This is a genomic window from Roseateles sp. P2_H4, from assembly GCF_056403315.1.
Genome location: NZ_JBFUFR010000005.1, coordinates 205,555 through 221,443 on the forward strand (window position 1 = coordinate 205,555; position 15,889 = coordinate 221,443).

Here is a 15,889-nt window from a genome sequence, read left to right on the forward strand (position 1 = left end):
CGATGAAGGTCTTGGTTCCTGTCAAACGCGTCGTCGACTACAACGTCAAGGTGCGCGTCAAGAGCGACGGCACGGGCGTCGACATCGCCAATGTGAAGATGTCGATGAACCCCTTCGACGAGATCGCCGTCGAAGAGGCCGTGCGCCTGAAGGAGAAGGGCGTCGTCACCGAGGTGATCGCCGTGTCCTGCGGCGTCACGCAGTGCCAGGAAACCCTGCGCACTGCCATGGCCATCGGCGCCGACCGCGCCATCCTGGTCGAGACGCCGGCCGACGTCGAGCTGCAGCCGCTGGCCGTCGCCAAGCTGYTGAAGGCGCTGGTCGACAAGGAAGGCCCCTCGCTCGTCATCCTCGGCAAGCAGGCCATCGATGACGATTGCAACCAGACCGGCCAGATGCTGGCCGCGCTGACCGGCATGCCGCAAGGCACCTTCGCCTCCAAGGTGGAAGTGGCCGGCGACAAGGTGGCCGTCACGCGTGAAGTGGACGGTGGCCTGGAGACCGTCTCCCTGAGCCTGCCGGCCGTCATCACGACCGACCTGCGCCTGAACGAGCCGCGCTACGTCACGCTGCCCAACATCATGAAGGCCAAGAAGAAGCAGCTCGACATCGTCAAGCCGGCCGACCTGGGCGTGGACGTGACGCCGCGCATCAAGACGCTGAAGGTCAGCGAGCCGCCCAAGCGCGGCGCTGGCGTGAAGGTGGCCGATGTGGCCGCCCTCGTCGCCAAGCTGAAGAACGAAGCCAAGGTCATCTGACCGCTCGCCCCCGATTTGGAGACTTTGAGATGACCGCACTCGTCATTGCTGAACACGACAACGCCCATATCAAGGGCGCCACGCTGAACACCGTCACCGCCGCCGCTGCCACGGGCGGCGAAGTCCATGTGCTGGTCGCCGGCCACAACGCCGCCGCCGCTGCCGCCGCTGCTGCGCAGATCGCCGGCGTCACCAAGGTGCTGCACGCCGACTCCGCGGCCCTCGCCGAAGGCCTGGCCGAGAACGTCGCAGCGCAGGTGATCGCGCTGGCCTCGGGCTACAGCCACCTGCTGTTCCCCGCCACCGCTGCGGGCAAGAACGTCGCGCCGCGCGTTGCCGCGCTGCTGGACGTGGCTCAACTGAGCGACGTGACCAAGGTCATCAGCGCCGACACCTTCGAGCGCCCCATCTACGCCGGCAATGCGATTGCCACCGTGCAGAGCAGCGACGCGACCAAGGTGCTGACCGTGCGCACGACCGGCTTCGACCCGGCTGCCGCCACCGGTGGCGCCGCTGCCGTCGAGACCGTGGCCGCTTCTGCCGACAGCGGCAAGAGCAGCTTTGTCGGCCGTGAAGTGACCAAGAGCGACCGCCCCGAACTGACTGCCGCCAAGATCATCGTGTCCGGTGGCCGCGCCCTGGGCTCCAACGACAAGTTCATGGAAGTGCTGACGCCGCTGGCCGACAAGCTGGGCGCCGCCCTCGGTGCCTCGCGCGCTGCCGTCGACGCGGGCTATGCCCCCAACGACTGGCAGGTCGGCCAGACCGGCAAGATCGTCGCGCCGCAGCTGTACATCGCCTGCGGCATCTCGGGCGCCATCCAGCATCTGGCCGGCATGAAAGACTCCAAGGTCATCGTCGCCATCAACAAGGACGCCGAAGCCCCGATCTTCTCGGTGGCTGACTACGGCCTGGAAGCCGACCTGTTCGTGGCCGTGCCCGAGCTGGTTGCCAGCCTGTAATTCGCTGCACTGACCCCACTCCGGGCGCCCCGACTGGACCTGTCGCGGCGCCCGTTTTGTTTTCTCATGGAGTAACAGATGAGTTACCGCGCTCCCGTCAAGGACATGCTCTTCAACATCCAGCACCTGGCTGGCCTGGAGACCCTGACTCAACAAGTCCCTGCCTTCGCCGACTTCGGCCTGGACACCGCCGCCGCCGTGCTGGAAGAGTGCGCCAAGCTGACCGAGGACGTCATCGCGCCGCTGAACTTCGAGGGCGACAAGAATCCGTCGAGCTGGAAGGACGGCGTGGTCACGACGACGCCCGGCTTCAAGCAGGCTTTCCGCGCCTACGCCGAGGGCGGCTGGCAGGGCCTGGTGCATCCCACCGAGTTCGGTGGCCAGGGCGCGCCCAAGACGATTGCCGCGGCCTGCAACGAGATGCTGCAGTCGGCCAATATGAGCTTCGCGCTGTGCCCGCTGCTGACCGACGGCGCCGTCGAGGCGCTGCTGACCGCGGGCAGCGACGAGCAGCGCTCGGTCTACATCCCCAAGCTGCTGGACGGCTCGTGGACCGGCACGATGAACCTGACCGAGCCACAGGCCGGCTCCGACCTGGCCCTGGTGCGCACGCGTGCCGAACCGCAGGGCGACGGTACCTACAAGGTCTTCGGCACCAAGATCTTCATCACCTACGGTGAGCACGACATGGCCGAGAACATCGTCCATCTCGTGCTGGCCCGCGTGGTGGGCGCGCCGGAGGGCGTGAAGGGCATCAGCCTCTTCCTGGTGCCCAAGTTCATGGTGAATGCCGATGGCACTCTGGGTGCGCGCAACGACGCACACTGCGTGTCGATCGAACACAAGATGGGCATCAAGGCCAGCCCAACCGCTGTCCTGCAGTTCGGCGACCACGGCGGCGCCATCGGCACGCTGATCGGCCAGGAGAACCGCGGCCTGGAGTACATGTTCATCATGATGAACGCAGCCCGCTACGGCGTGGGCCTGCAGGGCATCGCGGTGGCCGATCGCGCCTACCAGAAGGCCGTCGGCTACGCCAAGGACCGCGTGCAGTCGCGCCCCGTGGACGGCTCGGTGGCCGGCAGCGCCGCCATCATTCATCACCCCGATGTGCGCCGCATGCTGATGACGATGCGCGCGCTGACCGAGGGCTGCCGCGCGATGGCGAGCACCGCGGCGGCGGCGTTCGACGCGGCGCATCACCACCCCGATGCGGACGCACGCAAGCAGAACCAGGCCTTCTACGACTTCATGGTGCCGCTGGTGAAGGGCTACAGCACCGAGATGAGCCTGGAGGTCACCAGCTTGGGCGTGCAGGTGCATGGCGGCATGGGCTTCATCGAGGAGACCGGCGCGGCCCAGTACTACCGCGACGCCAAGATCCTGACGATCTACGAGGGCACGACGGCCATCCAGGCCAACGACCTGGTGGGCCGCAAGACCTCGCGTGACGGTGGTCAGCTCGCTCGCGCTGTGGCCGGGCAGATCGAGGTGACTGAGGGTGAACTCGCCAAGCGCGACAGCGTGGCCGCGCGTGCCGTGCTGAAGGCGCTGCGCGCCTCGCGCGAGGACTTCCTCGCCGCCGTCGGCTTCATCGCCGGCTCGGCCAAGAGCAACCCCAACGCGGCCTACGCTGGCTCGGTGCCCTATCTGATGCTGGCGGGCAATCTCGTCGCCGGCTGGCAACTGGCGCGCGCGCTGATGGCTGCGGAAGACGCCTTGGCGACTGACAAGGAATTCATGGCCGCCAAGATCACGACGGCGCGCTTCTATGCCGAGCACATCCTGCCGCGCACCGCATCGCTGCGGGCCGCCATCGTGGACGGCGCGGACAGCGTGACCGAACTGTCGCTTGAAGCATTCTGATGATCTTGCGGGTTGGACCACACGCGCACCGTGCGCGTGCTCCGACCTCAACTGACTAGGAGAGACTGATTTGGCTTTGCCCCCCATCCTGAAGAACCTGCCGCTGCCGGCCATCGGCTCGCCGCTGTTCATCATCAGCAACCCCAAGCTCGTCATCGAGCAGTGCAAGGCCGGCATCGTCGGCTCCATGCCGGCGCTCAACGCCCGGCCCGCCGAGCTGCTCGACGAGTGGCTGGCCGAGATCACCGAGACCTTGGCGGCCTACAACCGCGCCAACCCGGACAAACCGGCCGCGCCTTTCGCCATCAACCAGATCGTGCACAAGAGCAATGAGCGGCTCGAGCACGACATGCAGGTCTGCGCCAAGTACAAGGTGCCCATCATCATCACGAGCCTGGGCGCGCGTGAGGACGTGAACAACGCGGTACACGCCTGGGGCGGCATCGTGCTGCACGACATCATCAACAACAAGTTCGCGAAGAAGGCCATCGAGAAGGGCGCCGACGGCCTCATCGCCGTGGCGGCCGGCGCGGGCGGGCATGCCGGCGTGAAGAGCCCCTTCGCACTGGTCCACGAGATCCGCGAATGGTTCGACGGCCCCGTGGCGCTGTCGGGCTCGATGGCGACGGGCGATGCCATCCTGGCCGCCCAGGCGATGGGGGCCGACCTGGCCTATATCGGCTCGGCCTTCATCGCGACCGAAGAGGCGCGCGCCAGCGACGAGTACAAGCAGATGATCGTTGCCAGCAACAGCGACGACATCGTCTACAGCAACCTCTTCACCGGCGTGCACGGCAACTACCTGCGCGGCTCCATCGTGGCCGCTGGCATGGACCCCGACAACCTCCCCGAGAGCGACCCGAGCGCGATGAACTTCGGCGGCAGCGCGGCCAAGGCCTGGAAGGAAATCTGGGGCAGCGGCCAGGGCGTTGGCGCGGTCAAGGAGATCGTGCCGGCGTCAGCACTCATCAGCCGCCTCAAGCGCGAATACGCGGCAGCGCGCGCGCGCCTGGCACTCTGAGCCGGCGCCAGGCATCACTGCATCACGGCCGTCCTCGGGCGGCCATTTTTTTTGGCGAGAACTCAGTTGATCGCGTCACCCGATGCTTGCAAGCCTAGGGGGAGTGAAGCCTCAAATGAGGGCGGTGCCGTTGCTACCATCGCGCCCCTCAACAGCTCCCACCGATCCGCAGATGCCCTTGATGTCCAGAGCCGTCCTCGTTTCCAGCGCCGCCTTGCTGCTCAGCCTCCAGGCCGCCGCCCAGGAGGCCCAGCCGTCCCCGCCCGCGTCGGCCCCCGTGGTTGCGGCAGAGCCGGCAGCAAGGCCCGCTTCGGCGAGCGACGCCAAGGTGCTGCCCCGTCTGTCCGTGCGTTGGGACTGCGGCGATTGCGAGCAGAACCCCAAGGTCGGCCCGCTGATCGAGCAGAGCTACGAAACCCAGGCGACGTCCAAGGGGTTCACCGTCGCCCCTGCCGAGAGTGCCGAGATCGTCATCAAGGAATACCGCCAGCGCCCGCCGGCTGCGCGGGTCATGTTGGGCATCTTTGCGGGCAAGGACAAGCTGGCCACCAAGCTGAGCTTTCGCGGCAAGGAATACGTCGCCAGCGACTATTCGGCCAATGCCTTCCAGGGCATGAACAGCCTGTGCGAATCGGTGGCGAAACAGGCACTGTCGCAATTGCTGTCGGCGATCAAGGAATGAGCGAGTTCCGCTGAACAGCTTTCGCCCATCAACGGCCGCCCCTGAGGCGGCCGTTTGCTTTGGTGGATTTCCTGTCCCTAAAGCGAGCGACTCATGAAAACGTCTCGCACGGGTTTTCCATGAAAGCGCTTTCTCGCGTCTCCCGGGACGATGCCGAGCAATTCTGAAAGCGCTTTCATGTGGTTTTCGGATGGCGACCTGACCCGGCAGCGACTGCATGCCGTGGCCGGCAGTAGGTCATCGCAGTCGAGACACCGGCCAGGGATGGGCCATTCCGCCCTCTCCCAGCGTTGGGACCCCGAACGACCCGCCGATCCTTGACGACGAGCGGGCAAGGAGACAAAGGTGAATCTTGTTTTGCGTTGCTTGCGCCTGCTCGGCGCGTGCTGGTTGCTGGTGCTCGGCCTGCTCGGCGCGACTCCGGCTCTGGCCCAGGACTACACCCAGGGTGTGGACGTCAGCGGCACCACCGCCACGATCTGGTTCAAGTCCAATGTGTCGACCACCTGGGTCGACGCCCACTACACCGTCAACAACGGCCCGCAGCAGAACATCCGCATGACGGCTGCCAATGGCCGCCATGAGCAGAAGATCACCGTCGCCACGGGCAATGTGATCGGCTACTGGTTCACCTACAACAACGGCACTCCGGCCTACGACACGCCCAAGTTCAGCTACACCGTCGGCACGCCCCCGGTGGCGAGCGGGCCGGTCTGCTTCTACGCCGACATCAACTACACCGGCGACAGCTTCTGCGCGAGCGCGGATTCGAGCTGGATAGGCGCCGCCTGGAACGACCGCGTGTCGTCCGTGAAGGTGCAGGCCGGCTACCAGGCCACGTTGTTCAACGACGTCAGCTACGGCGGCGGTTCGCTGGTGCTGACGGCCAACGAGCCCAATCTCGTCAACCGCGGTTTCAACGACCTGACCTCGTCCTACCGCGTCGGCACCAGCACCAACACGGGTGCCTGGAACGGCCGCACGACCTTCAACATCGTCAACCAGACCGGCGGCCGCTGGCCCGATGACCAGGTCTACTGGGCCATCATTGGCAAGGACTGGGCCACCGGCAAGTTCGTGCGCGTGGATGCCGCGGGCAACTTCATCCCCATGTCCACCGCCGACAACGGCGCGCTGACCAAGGGTGGCCAGACCTACACCAACTACTTCCACAAGCTCAGCGCCACGCGCTCGATCACCATCCCGGCGCTGAACTCGGCCCGCATCCTGATGTCGGTGGGCTCGCCGATGTACATCAAGGTCGTCGTCGATGGCAACGGCAACATCGGCTACGCCGGCGCCAACATCGAGAACCCGACCGACCCCAACATCGACGTCTACTTCGACTTCGGCGAGATGGCCATCATCCCGCTGGGCCAGCCGGACCAGGGCATCTTCATCAACACCACGCGTGTCGACCACTTCGGCTTCCCGCTGAAGCTGCGCGTGCAGGGCGGTGGCGGCTATGACCAGACCGTCGGCGAAGCGCTGACCGAAACCCGCGACCAGCTCTTCAGCAAGTTCATCGCTGAAGTGCCGGCGCAGTTCAAGCCCCTCGCGCAGGCACCGTACTCGCCCTACCGCATCATGGCCCCGGCCCACGGCACCTTCAAACCCGGCCAGGCCAACGCCAACTATCTCCAGCCCTATATCGACGCCGTCTGGGCCCGCTACCGCAACGAAGACCTCGTCTTCACGCTGCAGAACCTCGGCACCTTCCGCGGCCGCGTCAGCGGTGACCGCTTCACGTTCACGGGCGGCTCGCCGGCCGGCACCTTCTACATCAATGGCAAGCCCGATACCGCCATGGTGCTGCTGGGCGCCGGCCTGCTGGCGGACGCCAGCGGCGGCCCGACCAACATCGGCACGCAGCTGCAGCTGCAGGCCCAGGTCTGCGCCGCGCTGAACCGCCATGTGATCGAGCAGCCGGCCAACTGGTATGTGCAGACCGCGCACTACCCGGCCGGTCAGTTGGGCAACTGGTACGCCAAGTTCTGGCACGACCACAGCATCAACAAGAAGGCCTATGGCTTCGCCTACGACGACGTGGGTGACTTCAGCCCGTCGCTGCACACGACGGCGCCGACGACGGTGACCTACACGATCGGCTGGTAAGCCTTCCGGCCCGCAGTGGCCCCGTCAACAAAGAGGCCCCGCAGTGCGGGGCCTCTTTCTGTTCAGCGCTTGGCGTTGATCCGCCAGGCTGGCAGCGTCCACCCCGTCCACAGCGCCACGCCGCGCAGCAGCACGGCCGTGCCGGCCGCAGCGCTGATGACGGCCCATTGCGGCGCTTGCAGTTGCACCGCCCCCACCAGCACCCAACCGCCGACAAAACTGCACAGCGCATAGGGCCGGTGGTCGTGAAAGGCCGCGGGGATCTCGTTGCAGACGATGTCGCGCAGCACGCCGCCGAAGGTGGCCGTGATGACGCCCATCAGCACCGCGACGATGGGCGGCTGGCCCATGTCCAGTGCCATCAGCGCGCCGTTGGCCGTGAACAGGCCCAGGCCGAGCGCGTCGGGCCACTGGATGGCCTTCTCCGTCAGCGCCAGATGGCGGCGGCGCAGGAAGAGCATGGCGGCGAAGGACAGCGCCATCAGCGCCCACAGCCAGTCTGCATGCTCGACCCAGAAAAAGGGCCGGCGGTCCAGCAGCACGTCGCGCAGCGTGCCGCCGCCAAAGGCCGACAGGCCCGCGACGATGCACAGGCCGACGACGTCGAGATGCTTGCGCGCGCCGGCCAGCAGGCCGGACAGCGCGAAGGCCAGGGTGGCGGTGATCTCGACGACGGCCTGGATCGTCGAGAAGTTCAGGATGGGAGGTTTCACACCGGCATCATCGCCCGATGGCTGTGATTTGCGGGCCGAGCGACGGGCCGCTCCCTAGCCGGCCCGCCTTGGGCGATGTGCTTGCCGGTCGATCCGGCAAGCATCGCCGTCGCCTCGGGGGCTGAGGCCGGACACATGGCGCCCAGTGGGCGGCATGTGCCTGCCGAAGAGCTGCGGCTTGGTCCGCAGCGCGGTCTGCAAGACCGACCAGGCGCGCCCGCGTCCAGCAGGGCGAGACTGGGCGAGGAGCATCACTTCACCGTCGCCCATTTCGCCTGGGGCGCGTCATTGGCCGAGTGCGGAATGGTCACCGCGGCCTTCATCGCCCACGGCCGCACCTGGTGGTGGATGGGGATGAAAAGGTATTCGTCGCGCGTGCGCTTCAGCGCTTCCTGCATCAGCGCCAGGCGCTTGGGCACGTCGGTCTCGACCTTCATCTGCTGCACCAGCGCATCGACCTTGGCATCGCTGACGCGCGAGTAGTTGCCCTTGCCGTCGGCACCGCCGGTCTTGGTGTGGACGATGTCCTGCAGCGTGTACTGCGCGTCAAACGTCGTCACGCCCCAGCCGTACATATACAGCGGCAGCTCGTAGCGCTGCATGGCGGCCGAGTGCTGCGTCATCGGCTGGGTGCTGAGCTTGGCCTTGATGCCGACGCGCGCCCACATGGAGACGACCGCCTGGCAGATCTCCTCGTCGTTGACGTAGCGATCGTTGGGGCAGGCCAGCGGCGTCTCGAAGCCGTCGGGGTAGCCGGCTTCCCCCATCAGTTGCTTGGCGCGCGCCAGATCGGGCTTGGCGACCTGGTCCAGCTCCTGGGACCAGCCATAGGCCACCGGCGCCACCATGATGCCGGCCGGGATGGACAGGCCGCGCATCAGGCTGCGCTTGATGGCCTCGCGGTCGATGGCCAGCGACATGGCCTCGCGCACGCGCTTGTCCTTCAGCGGGTTCTTGCCCTTCACGTTCGAGCCCTTGAGCTCGTCGCTGCCGATGTCCAGCGCGAAGAAGATGGTGCGGTTCTCCGGCCCGTCGATGACCTTGAGGCGCGGGTCGGCCTTGAGCTTGGCGACGTCCTGCGGCGGCAGGTCGGTCAGCAGGTCGAGGTCGCCGGAGAGCAGGGCGGCCACGCGCGTCGCGTCCGACTTGATCGGCAGGTAGGTGACCTCGCTGATATTGCCCTTGGGCTTGTCCCACCAGTCCTTGTTGGCCACCATGCTGATCTTCTGATCCGGCGTCCAGCTGACGATCTTGAACGGGCCCGTGCCCATGGCGTTGCGCGAGGCGTAGGTGTCTTCCTTGGCCTTGAAGTCCTGCGGGTTCTCCGAGCGGTTCCTGGCCGCCCAGGCCTTGCTCAGGATGCGCACATAGGTGAGGTTGCGCGCCAGCACGGGGTTGGGGCCTTCCAGCACGAAGTCCACCGTGTGGTCGTCGATCTTCTTCACCTCCTTGATGCCGGAGGCGTAGATGATCATGTTGCTGGACGGGTGCTTGATGCGTTGCAGGCTGAAGACGACGTCGTCGGCCGTGAAGGGCGTGCCGTCGTGGAACTTGACGCCTTTGCGCAAGTCGAAACGCACCTGGGTCGGCGTCACGAAAGTCCACTTCGCCGCGAGTGCCGGCTCGACCTCGAACTTCTCGGTGTAGCGCGTCAGGCCCTCATAGGCATAGCCCGTGATGGTGGACGTGGCCGAATGGTTCTGCGAATGCGGGTCCAGCGTCTGGATGTCGTTCTGCGCGGCCCAGCGCAGCGTTTGTGCAGAGACGGTGAAGGAAGCGCATGCCAGCAAGGCGGCAGCGGCCAGACGCAGTTTCATCTTTGGAATCCTCGTTGATTCGAAAACGTGATGATCGCTGATTGCTGGCAGGTTTCTGGTGGGTTGCTGTTCTGTGGACTGGCGGCGTTCTACTTCACCGTGGTGAAGCGGGCTTCGAAAATGTCGTTGGAGCGGTGCAGGGTGTTCACGCCGGGCTTCATGGCCCAGGGGCGGATCTGGTGATGCACCGGGATGAAGAAGTGCTCGTCGCGCACGCGCAGCAGGGCCTCGCGGATGAGGGCGTTGCGCTGTGGGATGTCGGGCTCGAACTGGATGCGCTCGACGAGGCTGTCCAGCGTCGGGTCGGCGAGGCGGCTGAAGTTCTGGCCGCCATTGCCGCGCGCGTCGAGGCTGTGGCCCCAACCCTGCAGACCCTGGTGGGCGTCGTAGGTCGGCATGGAGATGCCGATCAGGTAGAAGGGCGACTCGAAGCGCTCCAGCGCCTGGATGTGCAGGCTCATCGGCTGGGCGTTGAGCCGAGCCCGCACGCCGATGCGCGCCCACATGGCGACGGCGGCCTGGCAGATCTGCTCGTCGTTGACGTAGCGGTTGTTGGGGCAGCGCAGCGGCACGTCGAAGCCCTGCGGATAGCCGGCCTCGGCGAGCAGCCTGCGGGCCTTGTCGGGGTCGGGTTTGAGGGGCAAGTCCAGGGCCGCGTCATGGCCGTTGATGCCCGGCGCCACCATCAGCGCCGCGGGCACCGACAGGCCGCGCATGATGCTGCGCTTGATGGCCTCGCGGTCCAGGGCCAGATTCAGGGCCTCGCGAACGCGTTTGTCCTTGAAAGGATTGCGCCCCTTGACGCCGGCGTCGCGCAGCTCCTCGCTGCTCTGGTCCATCGCGAAGAAGACGGTGCGCACCTCGGTGCCTTCCATCAGCTTGATCCGTGCATCGGCCTTGAGGCGTTGATAGTCTTGCGGCGGCACGTCGGTGACGAGGTCGACGTCGCCCGACAGCAGGGCCGCCACGCGCGTCGGCGACGACTTGATCGGCAGATAGGTCAGCTCGGTGACATTGCCCTTGTTGCTGTCCCACCAGTCCTTGTTGATGACCATCTGCACGGCCTGGTCGGGCGTCCAGCTCACCAGCTTGTAGGGCCCGGTGCCGTTGGCGTTGCGCGAGGCGTGGTTCTCCTCCCTGGCCTTGAAGTCTTCGACATGCACCGCGTTGTGCTTCAGTGCCCAGGCCCGGCTCATGATGCAGAAGCTGACCAGGTTCTGCAGCAGCAGCGGCGCTGGCGCCTCCAGCATCACATCAATGCTGTGGTCGCCCAGCTTGCGGATCTCGCGGATGCCCGACACATAGGCCTGCATCGCACCCTGGGTTTCGCGGATGCGGCCGAAGCTGAAGACGACGTCGTCCGCCGTGAAGGGGCTGCCGTCGTGGAACTTCACGCCGCGGCGCAGCTCGAAGCGCACCTGCGTCGGCGAGACATAGGTCCAGCGCGTCGCCAGCGATGGCTCGGGCTGGTTGTTCTCGGCGCGCCGCAGCAGTCCCTCATAGACCTGGGCGGCGATGGTCAGCGAGGTGGTGTGGTTCTGCGAATGCGGGTCCAGCGTCAGGACGTCGTTCTGCGCGGCCCAGCGCAGCGGCGCCGCGCTCACCGACAGCGCGGTGAGCAGCCCGCAGGCCAGGAGGGCGGCGAGCCTCATTTCACGGTGGTGTAGCGGGCCTCGAAGTAGTCGTTGGAGCGGTGGAGGGTGTCCACGCCCGGCTTCATCGCCCAGGGCCGGATCTGGTGGTGGATGGGCACGAAGAGGTATTCGTCGCGGATGCGCAGCAGGGCCTCCTTGATGAGGGCATTGCGCTTGGGCACGTCGGGTTCGAACTTGATCTTCTGGATCAGGCCGTCCAGCGTCGCGTCGCTGACCTTGCCGAAGTTGAAGTTGCCGTCGGCGCCATTGGTGCGCGTGTGGCCCCAGGCCTGCATGCCGTACAGCGCGTCGTAGGTGGAGACGCCCCAGCCCAGCATGTAGAAGGGCGATTCGCCGCGCTGGAAGGTCTGGCTGTGCGTGGCGAAGGGGGCGCCGATCAGGCGCACCTTGACGCCGATCTTGGCCCACATCGACACCGCGGCCTGGCAGACCTGCTCGTCGTTGACGTAGCGGTTGTTGGGGCAGTGCAGCGGCACCTCGAAGCCCTGCGGGTAGCCGGCCTCGGCGAGCAGCTTGCGCGCCTTGTCGAGGTCGGGCTTCAGCGGTGCATCGAGCGCCGCGTCATAGCCGTTGACGCCCGGCGCGATCATCAGCGCCGCCGGCACCGACAGGCCGCGCATGATGCTGCGCTTGATGGCCTCGCGGTCCAGCGCCAGGTTCAGCGCCTCGCGCACGCGCTTGTCCTTGAACGGGTTCTTGCCCTTCACGCTCGACTCGCGCAGCTCTTCGCTGCCCTGGTCCATGACGAAGAAGACGGTGCGGATCTCGGAGCCTTCCAGCAGCTTGACCTTGCCTTCCTCCTTGAGCTTGAAGAAGTCCTGCGGCGGCAGGTCGGTGACGATGTCGACATCCCCCGACAGCAGCGCCGCCACGCGCGTCGGCGCGGACTTGATCGGCAGATAGCTCAGCTCGGTGACGTTGCTCGGGTTCTTGTCCCACCAGTCCTTGTTGGCCACCATCTTCACGGCCTGGTCGGGCTGCCAGCTCACCAGCTTGTAGGGGCCGGTGCCGTTGGCGTTGCGCGAGGCGTAGTTCTCTTCCTTGGCCTTGTAGTCCTGGGTGTTGGTCGTGTTGTTCTTGGTCGACCAGACCTTGCTCATGATGGGGAAACTGATGATGTTCTGCAGCAGCATCGGCGTGGGCGCCTCCAGCAGCAGGTCGACGGTGTGGTCGTCGACCTTCTTGACCTCCTTGATGCCCGATACATAGGTCTGCTTGGTGCCCTGCGGTTGGGTGATGCGGCCGAAGCTGAAGACGACGTCGTCGGCCGTGAACGGCGAGCCGTCGTGGAACTTGACGCCCTTGCGCAGTTCGAAGCGCACCTGCGTCTGGGAGAGATAGGTCCACTTGGTGGCCAGCGACGGCTCGGGGCGGTAGTTCTGCCCCAGGCGCGTCAGCCCCTCGTAGATGTGGGTGCCGATGGCATTGGAGGTGTTGTGGTCCTGCGAGTGCGGGTCCAGCGTCAGGATGTCGTTCTGCGCCGCCCAGCGCAACGGGACGGCGGTGGCCGAGCCCAGCGTCAGCGCGGCGAGCAGGGGCAGGAGTCGGAGCAGGGATTTCATGCGGCTTCCTAGGGACTGCAGAAGCCGAAAAATGTAGCCTTGCCCCCGGGGGTGTCCGCTAGGGCTTGCCCGCGGGTTCGAGTGAGCAATCGCAACCGGCGCCGGCCGCGATCCAGCGTCGCACCAGCCAGCCACGCACGCCACTGGGTTGGGCGGTCAGTGCGCCGCACACATAGCGTGCACCGTCCCAGCGCACCATGACGCAGGCGCCCTGGGTGCGCCGGCTCAGGATGACGCCCAGCGGGCAGGGCTCGGCCAGGCAGCAGACGCCGCAGCCGTTGCAGGGCTGGCCCAGCGCCGGCTTGGGTGGCGCGTCGGGGTGGATGTGGATGACTCGGGGCTGGCTCATGGGTCAGGAATTCAATGGCAACCCATCCTTCAGTGCGGGCCGATCAGGAAAAATCCTTCGTCAGGTAGCGATGCAATGTCGCCACCACCGCTGCCCCCTCGCCGATCGCCCCGCCCACCCGCTTGACCGACCCCGAGCGCACGTCGCCCACGGCGAACACGCCCGGCACGCTGGTCTCCATCGCCAGCGCCTCGCCGCCAGCCTCGGTGCCGGTCAGCACAAAGCCCTTGTCGTCCAGCCGCACGCCGCAGCTTTCCAGCCAGGCGGTCTCGGGGTCTGCGCCGACGAAGAGGAAGAGGTGGCGCATCGGGCAGCTGCGCGTGTCGCCGTTGTGGCGGTCGCGCAAGCTGCCCTCGACGAGGCCGCCGCCGTCGCCGGTGTGCAGCGCGGTGAGCTCGGTGTGCGTCAGCACCTCGATGTTGGCCTGATTGGCGATGCGCTCGATCAGGTATTGCGACATGGTGGCGGCGAGACTCTCGCCGCGCACCAGCATGCGCACCCGGGAGGCGAACTGCGACAGGTACACCGCAGCCTGGCCGGCCGAGTTGCCGCCGCCCACCAGGGCCACCTCCTGGCCGGCGCACAGGCCCGCCTCGCTGGCGGAGGCCCAGTACCAGACGCTGCGGCCCTCCAGCTCGCGCAGGCCGGCCAGCGGCGGGCGGCGGTAGCGGGCGCCGCTGGCGACGATGACGGCGCGTGCCTGCAGCCAGCGGTCGTCGGCCAGTTGCACGCGCAGGGCCTGCTGCGGGTTGGCGTGGGAGCAGTCCAGCGACCGCGCCTCCACGGGCACCATCACCTCGGCGCCGAATTTCAGAGCCTGTGCGCTGGCCAGTGCGGCCAGTTGCTCGCCCGAGACGCCGCTGGGGAAGCCCAGATAGTTCTCGATGCGGGCGCTGGCGCCGGCCTGGCCGCCGAGGTGGCGGCTGTCCAGCACGACGACCTTGAGGCCTTCGGACGCGGCATACACGGCCGCGGCCAGGCCTGCGGGGCCGGCGCCCACGATGAGGGCGTCGAAGACTTCGCTGCGGTCGCGCGTGTCGACCATGCCGATGGCGCGGGCGATCTCGGCCTCGGACGGGTTCAGCAGCACGGCGCCGCCGGGGCAGATCACCAGCGCGTCGTCGGCGCTGCCGCCGTAGCGCTGCACCAGCGTCCACGTCGCGTCGGAGTCGTCGGGCGCGAGGTGCTGGTGCGGCTGGGCGTTGCGGCGCAGGAAGCCCTGCAACCTCACCACCTGGGGCGCGCCGAGGCGCCCGACGACGACCGGCCCGCTCAAGCCGGACTCCACCATCATCATGCGGCGCTGGATCAGCGTGCGCATCATGCGTGCGCCCAGTTCCGCCTCGCTGATGATGAGGGCGCGCAGGCCTTCGGTGGGCACCAGCAGGGTCTCGGTGTCCTCCATGGCCTCGGCGTCCACCAGCGACGTCACGTTGGCCAGCTGGCCCACCTCGCCGATGTATTCCCCCGCGCGGCATTCGACGAGGTGCTCGACCGTGCCCTGCAGGTTGCGCCGGTGCAGCACCACGTGGCCGCTGAGCAGCACGAACATGCCCTCCGGGGCCTGCCCCGCCTTTCTCAGCAACTCGCCGGCCTTGAAGGAGCGCGGCTGCGCAAACCGGGCGATACGGGCGAGATCCGCGGCCGGCAGCGGCGGCGGAAACATCAGCTCGCGCTGTTCCGGCGGCAACTCGTCTGCTTTCATTCGACCCATGGCCCTGGTCCGCCCCCCTGCGCCTTCCAGCGGCGCTTCGCGGTTTTACCTCAGCCTTACCTTGGTCGGGCCCGGGGTGCGGGTTTCGAGCCATAGACTCGAAAACCACCCTTCACCTGCCCTCCATGAAGCTTTCCCACCACCTTGCCGCCGCCTGCCTGCTGACCTCTCCCTTGTTCTGCCTGGCGGCCGATCCTGCCAGTCCTGCCTCCGGCGCGCCCAGCGAGCTGCGCCTGGTGGGCGGGTGGCAGGCCGTCACCCTCACCAAGGGGCCGGGTGGCAAGGAGGTGGTGGAACCCAAGCGCAATGACTCCATCCTCGAATTCCAGGCCGATCACGAACTCCGGCTGCACGCCCCCTGCGGGTCGCGGCGCGACGACCTGAAGGCCCGCGGCGAGACCTTGTTCATCCCGGGCGACTGGAGCCTGTCCAAGGACGGCAAGCTGCGCCTGAAGACCACCATTGGCGACAAGACCTTCGACGAGGCCATCCCCATTCGCATGATGGGCGCGCGCCTGCAGTTCGTGAACGCCGCAGGCAAGCTGGACGAGTTCGTCCGCTACACCGAGCCGCTGCCCGTGCAATGCGAGTGAAGGCCGACGCGCCTCTTTAACGCTCCGGCAGGAAGGTCGCCATCGCCGCGGCCACGCCGTGGCTGCCACGAGTGTGCAGCGC

Annotated in this window: 13 protein-coding genes; 7 read left to right on the forward strand and 6 right to left on the reverse strand. The window is 66.9% G+C overall.

Annotation, left to right across the window (positions count from 1 at the left end):
- Window positions 1–2 precede the first annotated feature (2 nt).
- The 6 genes from AC1DW3_RS06015 (at window position 3) to AC1DW3_RS06040 (ending at window position 7,404) form a co-directional block, all read left to right on the forward strand.
- Window positions 3–758, forward strand: coding sequence for an electron transfer flavoprotein subunit beta/FixA family protein (locus tag AC1DW3_RS06015; protein ID WP_477929539.1), 756 nt, complete (start codon window positions 3–5; stop codon window positions 756–758).
- 29 nt (window positions 759–787) lie between these two features.
- A complete protein-coding gene (locus AC1DW3_RS06020; RefSeq protein WP_477929541.1) occupies window positions 788–1,720 on the forward strand; it encodes an electron transfer flavoprotein subunit alpha/FixB family protein in 933 nt (310 codons plus the stop codon).
- Between the two features lie 78 nt (window positions 1,721–1,798).
- Window positions 1,799–3,586, forward strand: coding sequence for an acyl-CoA dehydrogenase (locus tag AC1DW3_RS06025; RefSeq protein ID WP_477929542.1), 1,788 nt, complete (start codon window positions 1,799–1,801; stop codon window positions 3,584–3,586).
- Window positions 3,587–3,656: 70 nt separating this feature from the next.
- Window positions 3,657–4,607, forward strand: a complete 951-nt coding sequence (locus AC1DW3_RS06030; RefSeq protein WP_477929544.1) for an NAD(P)H-dependent flavin oxidoreductase — start codon at window positions 3,657–3,659, stop codon at window positions 4,605–4,607.
- Between the two features lie 181 nt (window positions 4,608–4,788).
- Window positions 4,789–5,289 (forward strand): hypothetical protein, encoded by a 501-nt coding sequence (locus AC1DW3_RS06035; protein WP_477929546.1) that lies wholly within the window; start codon window positions 4,789–4,791, stop codon window positions 5,287–5,289.
- 345 nt (window positions 5,290–5,634) lie between these two features.
- Window positions 5,635–7,404, forward strand: coding sequence for a beta-1,3-glucanase family protein (locus AC1DW3_RS06040; RefSeq protein ID WP_477929548.1), 1,770 nt, complete (start codon window positions 5,635–5,637; stop codon window positions 7,402–7,404).
- Between the two features lie 62 nt (window positions 7,405–7,466).
- On the opposite strand, the gene AC1DW3_RS06045 is transcribed toward AC1DW3_RS06040, so the two are convergent.
- The 6 genes from AC1DW3_RS06045 to AC1DW3_RS06070 all read right to left on the reverse strand — a co-directional run bounded on the left by AC1DW3_RS06045 (window position 7,467) and on the right by AC1DW3_RS06070 (window position 15,205).
- A complete protein-coding gene (locus AC1DW3_RS06045; protein WP_477929550.1) occupies window positions 7,467–8,117 on the reverse strand; it encodes a trimeric intracellular cation channel family protein in 651 nt (216 codons plus the stop codon).
- A 251-nt stretch (window positions 8,118–8,368) separates the two neighbouring features.
- Entirely contained in the window at window positions 8,369–9,934 is a 1,566-nt protein-coding gene (locus AC1DW3_RS06050) for an ABC transporter substrate-binding protein (RefSeq protein WP_477929552.1), read from the reverse strand.
- An 89-nt stretch (window positions 9,935–10,023) separates the two neighbouring features.
- The gene (locus AC1DW3_RS06055) at window positions 10,024–11,586 is read right to left on the reverse strand and encodes an ABC transporter substrate-binding protein (protein WP_477929554.1); all 1,563 of its coding nucleotides are present in this window, start codon (window positions 11,584–11,586) and stop codon (window positions 10,024–10,026) included.
- Entirely contained in the window at window positions 11,583–13,151 is a 1,569-nt protein-coding gene (locus tag AC1DW3_RS06060) for an ABC transporter substrate-binding protein (protein WP_477929556.1), read from the reverse strand. Before AC1DW3_RS06060 ends, AC1DW3_RS06055 begins: the two co-directional genes overlap by 4 nt.
- 58 nt (window positions 13,152–13,209) lie before the next feature.
- Window positions 13,210–13,500, reverse strand: coding sequence for a hypothetical protein (locus AC1DW3_RS06065; protein ID WP_477929558.1), 291 nt, complete (start codon window positions 13,498–13,500; stop codon window positions 13,210–13,212).
- A gap of 43 nt (window positions 13,501–13,543) precedes the next feature.
- The gene (locus AC1DW3_RS06070) at window positions 13,544–15,205 is read right to left on the reverse strand and encodes an FAD-dependent oxidoreductase (protein WP_477929559.1); all 1,662 of its coding nucleotides are present in this window, start codon (window positions 15,203–15,205) and stop codon (window positions 13,544–13,546) included.
- Window positions 15,206–15,339: 134 nt separating this feature from the next.
- Between AC1DW3_RS06070 and AC1DW3_RS06075 the strand changes: the two genes are divergently transcribed.
- Window positions 15,340–15,807 carry a hypothetical protein gene (locus tag AC1DW3_RS06075; RefSeq protein ID WP_477929561.1) on the forward strand — a complete coding sequence of 156 codons (468 nt, stop codon included), beginning with the start codon at window positions 15,340–15,342 and terminating at the stop codon, window positions 15,805–15,807.
- Window positions 15,808–15,889: the final 82 nt, after the last annotated feature.